Source organism: Cupriavidus sp. DF5525, assembly GCF_040149425.2.
In the GTDB taxonomy this organism is placed as follows: domain Bacteria; phylum Pseudomonadota; class Gammaproteobacteria; order Burkholderiales; family Burkholderiaceae; genus Cupriavidus; species Cupriavidus pickettii_A.
Genome location: NZ_CP168266.1, coordinates 642,294 through 658,251, shown reverse-complemented (window position 1 = coordinate 658,251; position 15,958 = coordinate 642,294). Strand labels below are relative to the sequence as shown.

The following is a 15,958-nucleotide window of genomic DNA, read 5'->3' as shown; positions in this document are numbered from 1 at the left end:
GATCAGCCACCTCCCTTCAGGAATTGCAACAGCGCATTTTTCTTGAGCCCTGCAATGCTGCCGGTCGGGCTCAGGCTCACAGGGCAGTGCGTCATGCAATTGCCCTGCGTATGGCAGGAATTGCAGCCGCTACCCGACGTCGCCTTCTTCAGCACGTCCTTCGGATCGGCATGGCGTTCGTCGTTGAACAGGGTCCACGCGCGGTTCAGCGCGGCGGGTCCGAGATACTCCTTGTCCCATGTCACGACGTCGCACGAGGCATAGCAAACGCCGCAGTTGATGCATTCGATGGCGGCGTCGGCCATCTTGCGCTTCTTGCTTGTCGGGGACACCGCTGCCGGCGGATCGTGGCGCGTCGCCGTGCCGACGAACGTATTGCCGGCCTTCTTCCATTTGTCGAAGAACTCCGACATCTCGACCACCAGGTCCTTGATGCGGGGCATGTTGCGCAACGGCTCGATGACGATCACGCCATCCTCTTCCACGCGGCTGACGTGCGTTCGGCATGTCCAGCGTGGCTTGCCGTTCACGGTCATCGCGCAGGACCCGCAGACGCCCACCCGGCATGCGAAGCGGTAGGACAACGTCGGATCGATGCGGCGCTGCACTTCGGTCACTACGTCTAGAACTGTCTGGTTCTCGCGCCACGGTACTTCATAGGTTTTGAAATCGCCTTCGCCGGTGCCCCGGGCAATGCGTACCGTAAGCGTGCGTTGCGCGGCCTTTGTCGCCTCCATCACTCTCTCCCGTTTCATTCAATGCGCTGACGCGCCAACCTGTTTGCGCGCGAAGACCGGCGCCTGATGACCTTCCATCTGATGTTCGGTCCGTGGTCTTCTGCGGTTGAGTTGAAACAAGTTTAAGTAATCGATTTTTCTGAATCAATAATATATAAGTTAATATTTTTTGAACTTAATCGCTAAAAATGGCGCTTAGCGCACGCGTTGCGCGTGGATGTCAGATAAGGTCGGGCGGCGTCGACGAGAAGCCTTGCGCAAAGGTCTCTCGCAAGTAGTCCACAAAGACCTGCGAGACCCGCGAGGCGTGGGCTGAATAGGGTCGAATGGCGTAGAGCCAGTCTCCAAATGCGCCGGTGGAGCGCCACTGTGGCAGAACCTCGACGAGTCGACCTGTTTCCAGAGCAGACTGCGCACTGAAGTCCGGCAGCAGCGCGATACCCAGGCCTTCGATCGCGGCATCGCGCAAGGCTTCGCTGTTGTTGACGGTCAGGGGACCTGTGACTGGCACTGTCACAGGGTCAGCGTGCCTGGCATTGGACTCCGCCACCGCAGGAACAAATGTCCAGGTTGGCGTTCCCTGCAGCCGGGGATAGTGCAGGCACGCGTGCTCTGTCAGGGCTTGCGGCGTCTCGGGAATCCCGCTGCTGCGCAGGTAAGCGCGGCTTGCGACAAGGACCGTGCGTGTTGTCGCGAGCGTCCACGCCACGTGGGTCTCCGGCGGCGCAGACGTATGCCTGACCGCAATGTCGAAGCCCTCCTGGGCCAGGGGCCGCAAGCGATCCGACATGTCGAGTTCGAGTTGGATCTGCGGATACCGGCGCAGGAAATCAGGCAGGCGCGGTACCAGCTGCTGCCTGGAAAAAGCCACCGGCGCCGTTACGCGCAGGAACCCTCTTGGCGCCCCGGCCAAGTCTCGGACATTGGCATAACCTGTGGCGATCTGCTCGAACGCGCCGCGCATGGCATCCACCAGCTGCCGTCCGGCATCGGTCAGCGTTGCGCTGCGAGTGGTCCGCTGGACCAGCGTAATGCCCACCGCCTTCTCGAGATCCGTGATGTGCTGGCTCATGGACGCCTTGCTGACGCCGAGGCGCGCGGCGGCCTTGCTGAAGCTGCCCTGCTGATGCAGCACCACAAGCCAGTGCAGGTGCTCCCAGAGTTCCTCGACGTTGTCCTTGCGCATGCAATGCTCCTAGATCGACACATTCGGATACGGATATTTCATATCTATAGCATGCTGGTAGCTAAATTTCCTGAACAGTCAGTTCGGCGTTCGATGACTAGCCGTTGACAGGGGCCCTCCATACACTCCAGACATCGAAAACGCGGCGGGCATGCCAAATCCCGCCCAGTACTGACAGGAGATGCCCGTGACTGCGCCCTACACAAACCCCGCAGACGTCATTCATTTCGTTGCCGGCGAGCCGTACGAAGGCAACGGCAAGCGATCGCAGGCGGTGTTCAATCCCGCCACCGGGGCCGTAGCGCGCCAAGTCCGCCTGGGCACAGGCGAGGACGTGAATGCCGCCGTGGCTTCCGCGCTGGCCGCTTTTCCGAAGTGGGCCGACACCCCGCCAATTCGCCGGGCCCGCGTGATGCTCAAGTTCCTGGAACTGATGAACCGGCACAAGGACGAACTGGCCGCGATCATTACGGCAGAGCACGGCAAGGTGCTGAGCGATGCGGCCGGGGAAGTCAGCCGCGGCATCGACATCATCGAGTTCGCCTGCGGCATCCCTCAACTGCTCAAGGGCGACTTCACGGACCAGGTCTCGACCGGCATGGACAACTGGACCATGCGCCAGCCGCTGGGCGTTGTGGCTGGCATCACGCCGTTCAACTTCCCGTGCATGGTGCCGTGCTGGATGTTCCCCGTCGCCATCGCGGCAGGCAACTGCTTCATTCTGAAGCCCAGTGAGCGCGATCCTTCGGCCTCGCTCTTCATGGCACGCCTGCTCAAGGATGCGGGGCTTCCCGATGGCGTTTTCAATGTCGTCCAGGGCGACAAGACCGTCGTGGACGCCCTGCTCCATCACAACGACGTCAAGGCCGTGAGCTTCGTCGGGTCCACGCCCATCGCGAACTACATCTACGAGACAGGCGCCAGGCTTGGCAAGCGGGTCCAGGCGCTGGGCGGCGCAAAGAACCACATGGTTGTGATGCCCGATGCAGACATCGACCAGGCCGTAGATGGACTGATCGGCGCAGCATACGGCTCGGCCGGCGAGCGTTGCATGGCCATCTCCGTGGCAGTGCTCGTCGGCGACGTGGCAGACAAGATCATGCCGAAGCTGGAAGCCCGCGCGCGCGAACTGGTCATCAAGAACGGCATGGAGGCGGACGCCGAGATGGGCCCCATCGTGACAGGCCAGGCGCTCGAACGCATCGAAAACTACATCGCCCTCGGTGTGGAAGAAGGCGCCAAGCTCTTGGTCGACGGCCGCAACTACAAGGTGCCTGGTCACGAGCTAGGATTTTTTACCGGCGGAACGCTGTTCGACAACGTGACCCCGGACATGCGGATCTATAAGGAGGAGATCTTTGGTCCGGTGCTCTCATGCGTGCGCGTGGATGACTTCGCGCAAGCCGTGAAGCTGGTCAACGCGCACGAATTCGGCAATGGCGTGGCCTGCTACACGCGCGACGGGCAAACTGCCCGCGAATTCGCCCGCCACATCGAAGTCGGTATGGTCGGCATTAACGTACCGATTCCGGTACCAATGGCATGGCATGGCTTTGGTGGCTGGAAGCGCTCGCTTTTCGGCGATATGCATGCCTATGGTGAGGAAGGCCTGCGCTTCTACACGCGCCAGAAGAGCGTCATGCAACGCTGGCCCAACGATACGGCTCGTGGAGCTGAGTTCGCGATGCCCACTGCGAAGTGATAGCGCGAAGGGATCGAGGCCGGGCGAACAAGCTTGGCGTCGATCCCAGCGCAAGTACGGCATAGCCCTCGCCCCCAACTTTCCGCAAACTGTCGTATTAGAAGGTGGACGCACCGACATCACAGGCGGTAGCCATTTATATAAAAACGTCGTTGGCAGTTTCCAATCGCCGCCATAGCCAATAATTTCATGATTGTGAAATTACCAACTCACCTGCCGAGTGGCTGCATGCCAAAAGGCCCTGTCATCTGCGGACAGTCCGCAAGAGTTTGCCTAGGGTTTATACTTATCCCCGTCTCCTCCCTTCCCAAGGGATTCGTGCCCGCGCTTGAAGCGGGCTTTCTTTTGCCAGCTGTCCAAGCTGCTCACCAGGCGCTGAAGTCTGGGCGTGCAAGACATCTATGCCGCGGTGGATTTCGACTTTGCAGCCGTTTCGAGCGCCTGCGCGTCGAGAATGCTGGTGGCGCCGACAGACGCCCGTCCCTCCCCATTCAACATAACCTTCCAGTAATCGGCAAAACTTCGCTCTGCGGGCGTTATGTTAAGTATAAGACACTAGCCCATTGAGTGCGCATGGCCGATATAGGCTATTATGCGCATAAGGACCAACACGGAGGTAGCCATGGGTCAAACGCTCGAAGTCCGGTCGCGCAAAGCGACCAACGTGACGTTGCCCGCTGACGTCTACGAAGAAGGCAAAGCGCTCGAACTGAACTTCTCGCGGGTGTTCGAACAAGCGATGCGCGAAGCCATCCGTGCCGAACGGGGTCGTCGCTGGGCGGCCGAGAACGCGGAGTTCATCGCCGCTCACAACGAGTTCGTCGAGCAACACGGCCTCCCACTGGCGAAGCATCGGATGTTCTGATGGCGCGCTTCGAAATCTATGTCAATAACGAGGATACGGGCGTCGCGCCATTCCTGGTCGACGTACAGAGCGAATTTCTTGCGGGACTAAACACCACGGTGGTCGTGCCGCTGATTCGGGCTGAATCGCATCCTGGGTCCAGGTTGCCAGCCGATCTGGTCCCGCCCTTCGAGGTCCAGGGCATCCGTTGCATCTTCTACCCGCCCTTTATCGCCGCGGTCTCAAAGAGCGCCCTTGGCGCGCGAGTCGGATCGCTACGCAATGAGAGCTCACTGCTCGTCTCCGCACTCGATCGCCTGATGGGCGGCTTCTGATCGCCCGCATGGGCGCCCAAGTGGGCGGCGCTCGGGATCGACGCTGGCTGGCATCCTTAACACCTCGAACGGTCAGTGCTGGAGTTCCGCCACCCGACAACCCCTCTCTGCCTCGTGGACGATCACCGATTCGCATCGGCGAACGACTGCCGAACTTAGGGGCTCAGCCCAAGACCATTGCCGAGCTTGGCCGCCAAAGTCATCAAGTTCTGGCAGAACTTCCGCTTTTCCTCTGGCACCCCTGGCTGGGCGGCGATCCATCCCTTGAACGAGCAGAAGGACTCGGGGGAGATCGCGGTCAGGCGCTCCATGACGCCCGTTTTGGTAACGACAATCGTGCTTACCCGACCGCCACGCAGGAGCTTGGTCATCCCATATGACATGGCCGCCCCACTGTCATCCGCAATCGTGGTCGACAGCGTCGCTTCCGGCGTGCTCGATTTCACGGCGCCAATGATGTCGACCACGAATCCGACTTCGTTTCGCCCGCGCACGCAGGCACCTATCCTTGGGGCGAGGATGAAGGTCGGATCCACTGCCTGGAGTGCGGGCAGGATGACTGACTCTGCGATGGGCTTCGCCGTGACGAACTGCACGCGCTTGTTGTAGAGCCCGAGTCTGACGGCATCGTCGATGCGGCAGCCCGCGGCGGACGCATAGGCAAGAATCGCGTAGTTCCCAATCACCGAGATCGTCTCCGCGAAACCCGCGCGGCGAAACGCCTCCAACAACTGAACCAGAATCTGTGGGGCATTGCCAGGCGCGTAGGCAGAAATCTCGCTTTCGGTTCGCGTCAGTTCCAGCCGCTTGGCCGCGGCGCGGCCTGGGCGGGTCGCCCCCGACGCCTCCGCGCGCACGGCGGCCTCCCATTCCGCAAAGCGCTGACATGCAACGCCATACTGCTCCAACACAAGGCGCTCCAGATGCCGGACTTCGAAGCCGCCGCATTGGAACGTGCGACACCCAGATGCGGAGGTCGCTTGCGCTGGGGCCTTCTTGGCACTAGCAAAGTCGTGCGCCGCTTCGCGGCTCCGTTCAGGTGAGGGAGCGGGCTGCGCCGGGTGCGCTCGTGTTGCCGCCTGCTTCGCCGGCGCGGCCGGCCGCGGTTTGATGACCGGTTCGCGCCCGGCAAACCGGCGCAGGTGATCGAGCTGCTCTTCCGCGAACGGCCCCTTCGGCAGGGTCAAGACTACCTTCGCAATGGCGTCTCCAGTCCGGCCAGTCTTGGCGTCACGCAGGCCCTTGCCGGCCAAGCGCAACGACTTGCCGCTGCCCGTATTCGGTGGGACGTCTACCTCGAAGGTTCGCCCCACGATCTCGATGGTGGTCGTTCCGCCGAGCCACGCCGTGATGCAATCGATCTTGACTTCGCAGTGGACGTCGAGACCCTTCAGGTACGTCGACCCGGACTTCACCACCCGGATTTCGCAGAGTAGATCCCCGGCCGCGCCACCGAACTCACCTGGCATGCCGCCACCGACTGCACGGAGAACGCGACCTGCCGGGGTGTTCGCCGGCACTTGGATGTTGAAGCGCTTGGTCTGATTGAATGCACCATTCCCTTTGCACTCTCTGCAGCGCCAATCGACCCCCGATCCCTTGCATCTGCTACAAGTGCGCTGCCCCCAGCCATCCGCGGAAGGATGCCACCCGTGGCCGTCGCACTTTTCACACGCTACGGGAGAGCTCGCTTCCCCTGAGCCCATGCAATACGGGCATGTGTCTTCAACTTTGATCTCGACGGTTGCCTTGCCACCGCGGACCGCCGTGTCAGCGTCGATTGACGCCTTGCAGCGGATGTCCTCGCCTCGTACAGGTGGTGGTCTGGATTGACGGCGTCTCCGCTGGCTCTGGTGAAACTGCTGGCGAAAGAGGTCTTCGAAATTAGCGTCGTCTTCGTCCGGCCCGGCCCACCAGGGATTCCCGCTACGGGTCGCGCCATTGCCCAGGTCGTACTCCGCGCGCTTCTGCGCGTCGCCAAGGATGCGGTTAGCCCTCTCGATTTCCTTGAATTTCTCCTCGGCCTGCTTCTTTTCCAGGGCAGACTTGCCGTGCTGTCGGTCGGGATGAAATTTCATCGCGAGCCGCCTGTAGGCCGCTCGGATCTCCGCCTCGGTCGCGCGAGGCGAAACGCCGAGAGTGTTGTAGTAGTCGATCATCACCGGCTAATCAGATTCACCTCGCTCATGGTCTGCGGGCCGGGACTGTGCTTCGGCCATCGAGACGGCGGACTGGCACAAAAAGATACCACTACCGATCCCTCACGGCGGACGCACCAGTAACGATGTACCGATTGCGCCACATAATGGATCGCGGGTTCCACTCCGTGTGCGTGCGTGATTAGTTCGCCTCTTGCGTCCCGCTTTCAACGCCCTACCCCGCGTTTAACGTCCGCAACGCTTTTGTGAGTTCTCCGGCGAGCAGTGATCCGACTCAAGGCGCAACGCCGAGCGTTCAAACAGCATCGAATCGAGGCGGCCCTGCAAGGTCGAGGATGCTCCACCGATCGTTCAATGGTCTGCTCGCTGCGTGACAATTTTTTCGCTGGCCAAAGAACTGCCGGGAAAAATGGCTCCTAATCCTGTGTTGCGCGATGTTTATATCGCCGTATCCTGCTCCGGTAGGTCCTGCTACCACCCGCGCCCCTCCCCTGGTGAGCGCGGGTTTTTTTCGCGAGCAGATGAACTGCGCGGCGCAGGCTGGATTGCCGTCAACGGCAACCTGGCGGATACTGGATGTGGGTGGCGCCGCAAGGTGTTACCCGATTTCTTCTTGGACGTTCTGCGGCTCTCCTCCATCGGATCGAGGGCTGTTTTTTTGGTCGCGCTCACTATCTGGCAACCGACGCGTCCAACTTGCCGACGGCGGCCGCCGCATGCGCGATCGATCACCGGATCTGCCGGTGTCATGTCGACCTGCGGGCGGTCTGACCTGCGCGTGCACAATCCGAAAGCGCGCCAGTCGTTTGCCCTGCCCGCTGGCGCCCAATAGAGTGGCCAGTGAACCTCAACCGCCGTCTAGCCTCCTTCGTCTTGATCCGAACAAGTCAGGACGCTGGGCAAGAACTCTCCGTCGATCGTGGCTACCGCGCACGCACCGAGACCAAAGATGCGGCACGGTCCTGTGGTCGGATAAGCCGTGGATTCGTGGTGATGGCCGTGGAACGCTCGTTTCACTCTCATTGTTTCGATGAGCATGTCAATCGCCTCGAACCCGTGTGGGTGACAAGCCGGAGCCTCGTGGCTGACCAGGACATCCGCATGCTGACTCAATAGCGCGTTGTAGGTCTGCGGGAAGATCGTGCTGCGATGGCGCCGCGGCAGACCACCCCGCCAGTAATTCCCCTTCCCACATTTGGCCAGATAGTCAGTGGCGCGCTCTACGCGCGATGGTTCGGGCGGCATCCAGACCTGGCCGCGAAAAATCCCCCCTAGCCCGGCAATCCGAAGGCCTGCGATCGTGACCACCCTCCCAATCCAGGTTCCGGTCGGCCAGGCCCGAGCCGAAAAGGTTGTCGTAGTCGGCATCGCTGTCGGTGTCGTGATTGCCAGGAATCCACCACACCTGCGTCAGGGGAAGGATGCTGGCGAGCTCTTCATCCAGTGGACGCCTGGCCTGAATGTCGCCAGCGAGCACCACCGCCTCGGGGCAGTGACGGTGGACGCTTTCGATCAGCGGGCCGAACTCACCATGGGGGTCGCCGCAAATGAAGACATGGCCTGCAGACATCGGACGTTGGGGTGTGACTTAGTTTGAGTGGAACAGGCGAATCGATGACGTGAGCGTTGGCGGCTGGCGGGTATACGATCAGCCACCCACCTAGGCCACGGCCTGGGCCACCGCGCTCCCTACGGCCTCGTGGAGTCGCACTTGACGAATCGTGCAAGCTCCGCTCGCAAAATGGCACCCTCTATGACCACGTTCTTCTTGAATGATCGCCAATTTACCTGATTAGAAGTTCTGTCGAATGCGTAACCGCGACTGTGCCCGCGCAAGGTTACTCCATCCACCAGTACAGCTTCTTAAGTGAAAACCGCACGCTGGACGACAAGACCTGACGAAGTAGCCCCTTCCCCGTTTACAATGTTGCTATGCAATATAAATCTGGGCCGTAGAAGCGCGCGAATCGTCACGGGTCCTACTAGCAGGGAGGCGGCAATGGCGACAGCTCTGGCTGCGACCAAAGGCGAGGCACTAAAGCTCCTGGAAACAGAGGGCGTCACGGTCGTGGATTTGGACTACGAATCAGGATGGCAGGATGCGATTGAGCTGGCCAGGCTGGGCGAAAAGCTTGGCATACGTGTCCAGTATCGCGGCCATGAGAGTATTGCCGTCAGCTCGCCCGCTGTACTCGTTGCCGGACTGAATCGTCCAAAGTTGACGTTCCGTCAGCGCAATCTTTACTGCCAATTTGAGCTCGGCATGCTACCAGTGGCTGACTTGGAGCGCCTGGAGGGAAAAGCGGAGAAGCTCGGAGACTACATCCTCGCTGGACATCTAACGAGGGATGTCGATGCTGTATGGACGGAATAAAGCATTGCCATGCAGCCATCCTGAAGTCCAAAACAGAATCAGCGCCGCGAGTCGCGCCTTGATTTGCCTGGCCGCCCTCGGGTAGCGCTTATCTCGTAGAGATATGGTTGGCCGGTTGCGGATTGCCCGTCGTCGTGGCAGCAGCTACCATCCCTGAAGACTTGTTGTGCCCGGCGATGTCGGGCCGGTCCTGCAGGGGCGCAATCTGACTACCAACGGGAACGCCGTGACGAATCAGCTCGATCTTTTTGAAGATAGCCGCGATGTCATGCTTCGCAACGACGTGCTCACAGCGCTTGAGCAACGCAATGCCGCCGCCGGGCGTGAAGCACTGCAGCGCCTGGTCGCGGAATATCCAGACGACGCGCTTGTGCCGACCCTGGAGACACTTGTATGCGTGCTGGAGGCTCCCGTCCACGAACACTTCGCGACTCACACGGCACTGCGCGACACCTGCGAAGTGTGGTGTTTGCCGAGCATGCTGGCAGCGCGCCGAGCGTTCGGCGACGTAGCGGGCATGGCTTGGTGCCTACCGCTGTGGCGTGCTGTCGCCCGGGCCGCCTCTCAATTGCCGTTTCACCGGGAGATGCCCGAATGGCATTCGGCACCCCTATGGATGCGCGCTGCGGAGTGGACTGCGGCATGTGACAGCATCAAGCGAATCGGGTCATGGCGACGAATTCCAACTCCCCTCGCCTGGATGGCCGAGACGGTCTACCGGCTACAGGGGCTTGACCCGGCATGGCCGCTCTTGGCCGAGCTTGCTTGGCTATCCCCGAAGAAGCTCGGCGCGCTCATACAAACGCTCGGTGATTCGTCATTGCTGGCGCTGCGCCGGCGGTTCGATGCGAATTTCGACGGTGACGGCACAACCGAGGATCTTTGCTGGTTTCCCGCCTGGGCCATGACCGAAAAACCCGGACTTGCTGGCCTCTTACGCGCGTCTGAGTTCTCGACGGGCACATTACCCGAACAGGGATTGCGGATCATGCTGGAGTTGTTGACCCTTGAGCGCCAAGGCCGCCAGCATGATTTGCTGGAACGGCGAAAGGACTTACGCGGCCTGCACGCGGGTCTCTTCGAGGCCTACATCCGTACGCGGTAACGTTTCGGTTTTTCGCATTTGCACGCACTCGCAGGGCACATAAAGAATGCTCTCCACCTCGCCGAAGAGAGCCGTGGAACTTCCAAGAAGAAATCGGGCACCCGTTGTCAAGTGCCCAGCTTCAGTATCCGCCAAGCCCCCAGGGGCACGCAATCCCTCGCTCCGCGCGCCGCGTCGACCATCCGTGTCCTGGGGACGGCAGTGATCGGCAATTTCAAGCGCCTGCGCAGCCACCACGTGTTGTCACATGACCACGCTGAAGTTGCTCCCGCGACCAGTCATCATGTTGGCGCGCCAACCGAGCGGTCGGTCATTCTTGCTCGACGAGACAGTGCCTGGGTCGCTTGCCAAACCTCGCAACGCAAAGGAATAGAGAATCTCTGAACTGATGCATGGCCTGCTCCACGCCGATTAACTGGCCGCGCAGCGGCACGCAAGGCCCACATTATCAGGAGACGTTCCTCTTCACGGTTCGCAGAAATGGGTACGCACAGTCGCAGACCGATGTCATGGGCATGGGTCTAGCGCTCGGCATGCGGAGTTGACCTCATGGCGCGGCACGTTGCTGCTTGCCACGGCGCGCAGTCAAAGCGTGTGTCTGAGCTGCGGAGCGGCGACGATTGCCCAGCCAAATGTATTCAGGTGGTCAACGGCTAGCGGGTCGAAAAACGGGGGATCAAGATATTGGGGCGTGCTGGGTGAGCCTCTCGTGAGTCGCGCACAACTTCAACGGTATGGAACCGTAGCACTAACGAAGTAAGAGCTAGAGGCGGGATGCTGCTAGAGGGTAAAGAACAGGCCGAAGCTCAGTGCGGCCTGTCCGGGGCGATCAAAACTGGGCGCCGGTGAGCGCCCATCCTGCCTCCGAAGGCCGACTCAGTCCTCGAGGCAAAAGATCACGCCGAAGCTTCGGGTGTCGCGACGGTCTGTGCCACTTTCTTCGCCGGGGCTCGTTTCTTCGTCACGGATTTCACCGCAGCCTTCTTCGGCACAGCAGTCGCGGCGGCGTTGCTACCGGCAGCCTTTTTCGGGGCGACCTTCGTGGCGGCAGCTTTGCCTGATGCCTTCTTGGCGCCTGCAGTCTTCGCTTTTTTCGCCGCGAGCTTGTCCTTTGCGGCTTGCTTCTCAAACCGCGCTGCGGACTTTGCGGCTTCAGTGGCTTTCACGACCTCACGCTTTGCAGCTTCAATGGCCTTCTTCGTGTCGGCGCGCAGTTTCAGCAAGCGCTTTTTCGCTGCCTGGGCTTCACGTGCGAGCACGCTCGCCTTCTTCGTCGGTGCCGTCAACTTCTTTGCGACAGGCTTCCTTTTGGTAACCGCGCTCGTCGGCGTCGTTGCTTTGGTTGCTGCGACCATGTTGATTATCCGTTATTCGTTGGAGCGCGGAGTATAACCTTTGTCACGATCTGCAGTGATCCGGCGCTCACCGTGGGGTTGCCAAACGGCTGAAACATCAACCAACGATCCGATGTGTTTCAGCTTCGCTCCGCTGCATTGCAGCACACGTAGAGCTTGATACCGGGGACAAGAGCGTTTAGTGTCAATGCTCGGTGTGCGCATACTCAGCGCGTCCTCGCACCGAGTTCACTCAGTGTTGTTCCTGTCATCCTCCGTGGAACTCCGTCCACGGACCAGCAGTCGTAGTTCCTTTTTCCGTCCCCCGACAAAGGAGCCTGACATGCTCAGTCCGCATGAAATCACCGCGCTGCTACTGCTTGGCGATGCGCAAGACATCGACGATCTCGAGCCGGAGCAGTTAGACGGCTTGCTGGTCCACAAACTGGTGACGATGGAGCATGGCCACGGCAGCCCTAATGCCCACCCTCGCTTGACGAGTCAAGGGTATTCCATGCTTGAAGCCGTGCGCCGTATTGCGTAACGCTGCTCGATATTGAGGGCCCTTCACGTTTTGCTCTATTTGTCGCGAAGAATCCTTGACGACGAATGCCGCGGATCACCGATTGCATCGGGCAAAGTCAAAGCCTTACCGCTACAGTGACTGGTCGGTGGAAAAGACTGCCTTCTTGGCCACGTCGGTTATCGCCGACTGCGCGTTGCGATTGAGCCAAAGACTTACCACGTAGCACCTCAGCATCCCCTCGGTACTGGCACGCATGTTCATGGGCTCGACAGCCGAGCGGCTCGATGCGAACCATTGCATCCAGTCCCTGTCCGCTTGGATCAGGCGGGGAAAGTGACTGGCGTTCGTCTTTTCGGATGATTTCCACCTGCTCGTCGATGATGACCAGGAGGTCGGCTACTGAGCCGGTGAAACGCTGCCGTACTCTCTCTCGTGCCTTGCGCTCGCTGGCCGAACGCACGAGCTCATAGGTGCCACCCTCCTCCGAAAGGCGGATGACTCGAAGCTCCTTGCTGGGCGGAGCCTGAAGCCAATAAGAGTACCCATTCCTTATCCCTTTGTCCGTGCGTTCGCGAGGAATCAGGTATGGCCGGGCAAGCATGATCTCGGCGTGAATCGCTTCAAGGGACATGATGCTGCTCTCAAAAATGCAAAACCCCTGCATTTGCGGGCAGGGGCAGAATTCCATTCTGCAGCGAGTTGCAGAAGCCTAGGCTTAGGCTTCTGCCTCAATCAGGAATCTTTTTGGGTTCTTACCAAGCCAAGCCGGTTGGCGACCACGGCCGGACCAAGTGTTCCCGGTCTTGGGGTCACGGTACTTAGGGGGCAGTTCCGACTTCGACTTGTTTGCACCGCTGCCCGCGGGACGGCCGCGACGGCGCTTGGAAATGTCTTCGACCGTCAAGCCATACTCCGCCATCAGAGTCTGAATCCTCTCGATGACGCCCGCTACTTCATTAGCGCGTACCTCTTCCAGTTGGGCTTCGAGGGCCTGCTTCTGGGACATGAGTTCCTTATAGGATGCCATGCGAGTTTCCTTTCCAGTCGAGGGATGAGAGAAGATAGTCTAAAGCTAATCAAGCTTAGACGCAAAATTCTTTTCACCCTGTCATTATGAGCACACAATGGAAAAAATCGATGTAATGCCACCTGAATCAAGCCGTACTCCGAGCACATTATCGATGAAGATTTTAGCGCGGTGAGCGCAAAGCGGAATGGCGCCAGCGCTATGAGAGTCAGTGTGGTGCTCTCGGTAAGACCGTCGTGAACACTTGGGGCGGGTATTGGATTGCAAACGCCCCAGGCAACGTTGGGGAGTACCAGGTTCCGAGCAAGAAGAGCTCACTTATTGGCTCGTATTCGGTGCTCGACACGGACGCTAAGTCCGTCGTGCGGCGCCGGGCGACGTCCCCGCATGGCCTCCCTCCTCGCGCGCCGGACAGGTCCGCACTAGTGCAATGTTCCATTCTGTTTGGAACTTAAGCGGCGGTTGGCGCGAATGACCTTCTGTAGGATGTCGCGAGCGCTCTTGGTCCAGATGAACGGCTTGGGGTTGGTGTTGTGGTGAGCGATGTACTCGTTGATGGCGTCGACCAGTTCCGGCACGCTGGTGAATACGCCGCGGCGAAGTCGCTCGGTCGTGATGTCGCGAAAGAACCGCTCGACCATGTTCAGCCATGACGCCGAGGTGGGCGTGAAGTGCATGTTGATGCGCGGATGCTTGGCCAGCCAGTCTTGCACCGCAGGATGCTTGTGGGTGGCGTAGTTGTCGGCGATCAGATGCAGCGTTTTGTCCTTGGGCGTCTCGCGGTCGATCTTGCGCAGGAACTTCAGCCACTCGGTATGGCGGTGGCGCTGCTGGCACTGGGCGATGACCTGGCCATCGAGCACGTTGAGCGCGGCAAACAGCGTGGTCGTGCCGTTGCGCTTGTAGTCGTGCGTCATGGTGGCCGCACGTCCCTTCTTCAACGGCAAGCCGGGCTGCGTGCGATCCAGCGCCTGCACCTGGCTCTTCTCATCGCAGCACAGCACCAGCGCGTGCTCGGGTGGCGACATGTAGAGGCCAACGATGTCTTCAAGCTTCTCGACGAACCGCGGATCGCGCGAGACCTTGAAGCCGCGCACGATGTGCGGCTTCAACCCGTGGGCGTGCCAATGGCGCATGACGGTGCTGGCGCTCACGCCCAACTCGGCGGCCATCTTGCGCGTGCTCCAGTGCGTGGCCGCCACGGGCTTCGTTTGAGTGGTCAGCTCCACCAGCCGCGCCGTGTCCACCTTCACCGGCGGCGCACCGCGCGGCAAGTCGCGTTCGATACCGGCCAGCCCCGATTGCGCATACCGCTCACGCCAACGCGAGACCTGCACGCGTCCGACTCCCAACTGCTCGGCGATGTCCTTGTTCTGCAATCCGTTGGCGGCCAGCAGCACAATGCGCGCGCGCTGCGCCAGCCTCACGCTCGTGAGCTTCGACCGAACCAGCCTCGTCAACTTGGTTCGCTCCTCGTCGGTCAACATGATCTCGGGGGCAACTCGCACTCGCTCTCTCCACGCTGTATCGCAGTAGGGCATTGGAGACGCCGAATTCATATAAGTTCCATCAAGAACAGAACGCTACACTAGCGCCTCGGGGCCGCCGGCCGACTTGTTTCGCCACAAGCCAGCGTTGGAGAGACGAATAAGCGGCTAGACAAGCCAGCTACGCAGGAATGACCTAAGGTGCAACAAATTGGGCCGCAAGACGGAATTTTGCCCCCCCCAAAGGCCTTGTGACATCAGCAGAGGAGCTTAGCAGTCTTGGCATCGACCGACCGATGGCTTGCATCGTAGACGCAAGTCGCCCTTTGCGGCCCAATTCGTTGCACCTTAGCCGTCGCCACCGCCACCGCGGGTCACTGCGCTTTCAACGGCTGCAGTTCTGGCATCCGGGTACGCTTCCTTGCCTTCCGCGCGTGGCTGTCTCGGATACAAGATCACCAAGCCCGCCCCCTTCGCGTGGGGAGCACGCGATAAGCACAACGTTATCGAACCTTATGCCACGCCCTTGCAACGCCGGCGTCACGTGGATCCGGTCCACGCGTTTGCGAGTCGGGGAGGGAACGAAGCCGCAGCAGCTGGCCATGAAGCGCCGTAGACCGTCCGATCCCTTGGTCGTTGGAACGTCGGGTCCCGGAAGCTTACGACTTTCGCTGGCGAGCGACTCAAATCGCTTCATCGGCCAACGTCGGTCGTCCAGTGAGAAAGTGAAAAGAAGTTCGTCACGGATGAGCGAAGCTGCGGGATGGCCGAGAACTTCATCAAGGAATAATGCGCGACGACGTCGCTCTTAGCCCCGCTGCTCTCAGGCAGCGACGACGATGGCATCGTCCAGATGAAGGTCTTGACTCAGGCGCGGACCAAGAATCCGGCCTTGCCAATGAGCTGGACAGCTCGTGCGATTCGAGACAAGGACTCAGATCGCATCCTGTTGACCGTGATTGACGGACCGTCGACGCTTCAAGCCCACCGATATCCTTGCGTGCTACCGCCGCCGTTGGGAAATCAAAACGAGCTCTGCGCCTGATACAGGGTGAACTGATCTGGGCAGCCGGCATGGCCCCAGGCAAGCTGCCGGCAGCGCATGCGCGCCAAATTTCAGTTGGCGATCGTACAAAAACGAC

At 60.3% G+C, this 15,958-nt stretch carries 14 protein-coding genes; 6 read left to right on the top strand and 8 right to left on the bottom strand.

Translation table 11 applies throughout. From position 1 onward, the window contains the following. Window positions 1-2: 2 nt before the first annotated feature. Window positions 3-737, bottom strand: a complete 735-nt coding sequence (locus ABNX08_RS24215; protein WP_041681740.1) for a succinate dehydrogenase/fumarate reductase iron-sulfur subunit — start codon at window positions 735-737, stop codon at window positions 3-5. 220 nt (window positions 738-957) lie between these two features. Continuing rightward, on the bottom strand, window positions 958-1,923 hold the full coding sequence (locus ABNX08_RS24210; protein WP_022538231.1) for a LysR family transcriptional regulator: 966 nt from the start codon (window positions 1,921-1,923) through the stop codon (window positions 958-960). Window positions 1,924-2,110: 187 nt separating this feature from the next. On the opposite strand from ABNX08_RS24210, the gene ABNX08_RS24205 reads away from it, so the two are divergent. The 3 genes from ABNX08_RS24205 (at window position 2,111) to ABNX08_RS24195 (ending at window position 4,804) form a co-directional block, all read left to right on the top strand. Next, complete coding sequence (locus ABNX08_RS24205; protein ID WP_022538230.1) at window positions 2,111-3,625, top strand: CoA-acylating methylmalonate-semialdehyde dehydrogenase; 1,515 nt, start codon at window positions 2,111-2,113, stop codon at window positions 3,623-3,625. Window positions 3,626-4,247: 622 nt separating this feature from the next. Further along, window positions 4,248-4,490 (top strand): type II toxin-antitoxin system CcdA family antitoxin, encoded by a 243-nt coding sequence (locus tag ABNX08_RS24200; RefSeq protein ID WP_022538229.1) that lies wholly within the window; start codon window positions 4,248-4,250, stop codon window positions 4,488-4,490. Beyond that, a complete protein-coding gene (locus ABNX08_RS24195) occupies window positions 4,490-4,804 on the top strand; it encodes a CcdB family protein (protein ID WP_022538228.1) in 315 nt (104 codons plus the stop codon). The genes ABNX08_RS24200 and ABNX08_RS24195 overlap by 1 nt, the downstream gene beginning before the upstream one ends. Before the next feature lie 155 nt (window positions 4,805-4,959). Here ABNX08_RS24195 and ABNX08_RS24190 read toward each other — a convergent pair whose 3' ends face one another. Next, the gene (locus ABNX08_RS24190) at window positions 4,960-6,963 is read right to left on the bottom strand and encodes a GSU2403 family nucleotidyltransferase fold protein (RefSeq protein WP_022538227.1); all 2,004 of its coding nucleotides are present in this window, start codon (window positions 6,961-6,963) and stop codon (window positions 4,960-4,962) included. A gap of 1,207 nt (window positions 6,964-8,170) precedes the next feature. Next, window positions 8,171-8,533: a metallophosphoesterase gene (locus ABNX08_RS24185; protein WP_349605992.1), complete on the bottom strand. Its 363-nt coding sequence runs from the start codon at window positions 8,531-8,533 to the stop codon at window positions 8,171-8,173. A 429-nt stretch (window positions 8,534-8,962) separates the two neighbouring features. Here ABNX08_RS24185 and ABNX08_RS24180 point away from each other — a divergent pair, with 429 nt between their 5' ends. Both ABNX08_RS24180 and ABNX08_RS24175 read left to right on the top strand, forming a co-directional pair. Then, on the top strand, window positions 8,963-9,337 hold the full coding sequence (locus tag ABNX08_RS24180; RefSeq protein WP_022538225.1) for a PHA-granule associated protein 4: 375 nt from the start codon (window positions 8,963-8,965) through the stop codon (window positions 9,335-9,337). Window positions 9,338-9,563: 226 nt separating this feature from the next. Continuing rightward, window positions 9,564-10,442 carry a hypothetical protein gene (locus ABNX08_RS24175; RefSeq protein WP_041682014.1) on the top strand — a complete coding sequence of 293 codons (879 nt, stop codon included), beginning with the start codon at window positions 9,564-9,566 and terminating at the stop codon, window positions 10,440-10,442. Between the two features lie 896 nt (window positions 10,443-11,338). Here ABNX08_RS24175 and ABNX08_RS24170 read toward each other — a convergent pair. Further along, on the bottom strand, window positions 11,339-11,797 hold the full coding sequence (locus tag ABNX08_RS24170; protein ID WP_022538223.1) for a hypothetical protein: 459 nt from the start codon (window positions 11,795-11,797) through the stop codon (window positions 11,339-11,341). Window positions 11,798-12,119: 322 nt separating this feature from the next. On the opposite strand from ABNX08_RS24170, the gene ABNX08_RS24165 reads away from it, so the two are divergent. After that, on the top strand, window positions 12,120-12,320 hold the full coding sequence (locus ABNX08_RS24165; protein WP_041681738.1) for a hypothetical protein: 201 nt from the start codon (window positions 12,120-12,122) through the stop codon (window positions 12,318-12,320). Between the two features lie 97 nt (window positions 12,321-12,417). Here the strand turns inward: ABNX08_RS24165 and ABNX08_RS24160 are convergent, their stop codons facing one another. The 3 genes from ABNX08_RS24160 to ABNX08_RS24150 all read right to left on the bottom strand — a co-directional run bounded on the left by ABNX08_RS24160 (window position 12,418) and on the right by ABNX08_RS24150 (window position 14,870). Continuing rightward, window positions 12,418-12,933 carry a hypothetical protein gene (locus ABNX08_RS24160; RefSeq protein ID WP_349605993.1) on the bottom strand — a complete coding sequence of 172 codons (516 nt, stop codon included), beginning with the start codon at window positions 12,931-12,933 and terminating at the stop codon, window positions 12,418-12,420. An 84-nt stretch (window positions 12,934-13,017) separates the two neighbouring features. Further along, window positions 13,018-13,329 (bottom strand): H-NS family nucleoid-associated regulatory protein, encoded by a 312-nt coding sequence (locus ABNX08_RS24155; RefSeq protein WP_022538220.1) that lies wholly within the window; start codon window positions 13,327-13,329, stop codon window positions 13,018-13,020. A 422-nt stretch (window positions 13,330-13,751) separates the two neighbouring features. Beyond that, a complete protein-coding gene (locus tag ABNX08_RS24150) occupies window positions 13,752-14,870 on the bottom strand; it encodes an IS630 family transposase (RefSeq protein WP_374063665.1) in 1,119 nt (372 codons plus the stop codon). Window positions 14,871-15,958 lie beyond the last annotated feature (1,088 nt).

Excerpts from the sequence above, each read along its gene's own strand:
- ABNX08_RS24215 (WP_041681740.1), bottom strand. The coding sequence starts at position 737 with ATGGAGGCGACAAAGGCCGCGCAACGCACGCTTACGGTACGCATTGCC.
- ABNX08_RS24210 (WP_022538231.1), bottom strand. The coding sequence starts at position 1,923 with ATGCGCAAGGACAACGTCGAGGAACTCTGGGAGCACCTGCACTGGCTT.
- ABNX08_RS24200 (WP_022538229.1), top strand. The coding sequence starts at position 4,248 with ATGGGTCAAACGCTCGAAGTCCGGTCGCGCAAAGCGACCAACGTGACG.
- ABNX08_RS24195 (WP_022538228.1), top strand. The coding sequence starts at position 4,490 with ATGGCGCGCTTCGAAATCTATGTCAATAACGAGGATACGGGCGTCGCG.
- ABNX08_RS24190 (WP_022538227.1), bottom strand. The coding sequence starts at position 6,963 with ATGATCGACTACTACAACACTCTCGGCGTTTCGCCTCGCGCGACCGAG.
- ABNX08_RS24185 (WP_349605992.1), bottom strand. The coding sequence starts at position 8,533 with ATGTCTGCAGGCCATGTCTTCATTTGCGGCGACCCCCATGGTGAGTTC.
- ABNX08_RS24180 (WP_022538225.1), top strand. The coding sequence starts at position 8,963 with ATGGCGACAGCTCTGGCTGCGACCAAAGGCGAGGCACTAAAGCTCCTG.
- ABNX08_RS24170 (WP_022538223.1), bottom strand. The coding sequence starts at position 11,797 with ATGGTCGCAGCAACCAAAGCAACGACGCCGACGAGCGCGGTTACCAAA.
- ABNX08_RS24165 (WP_041681738.1), top strand. The coding sequence starts at position 12,120 with ATGCTCAGTCCGCATGAAATCACCGCGCTGCTACTGCTTGGCGATGCG.
- ABNX08_RS24160 (WP_349605993.1), bottom strand. The coding sequence starts at position 12,933 with ATGTCCCTTGAAGCGATTCACGCCGAGATCATGCTTGCCCGGCCATAC.
- ABNX08_RS24155 (WP_022538220.1), bottom strand. The coding sequence starts at position 13,329 with ATGGCATCCTATAAGGAACTCATGTCCCAGAAGCAGGCCCTCGAAGCC.
- ABNX08_RS24150 (WP_374063665.1), bottom strand. The coding sequence starts at position 14,870 with ATGCCCTACTGCGATACAGCGTGGAGAGAGCGAGTGCGAGTTGCCCCC.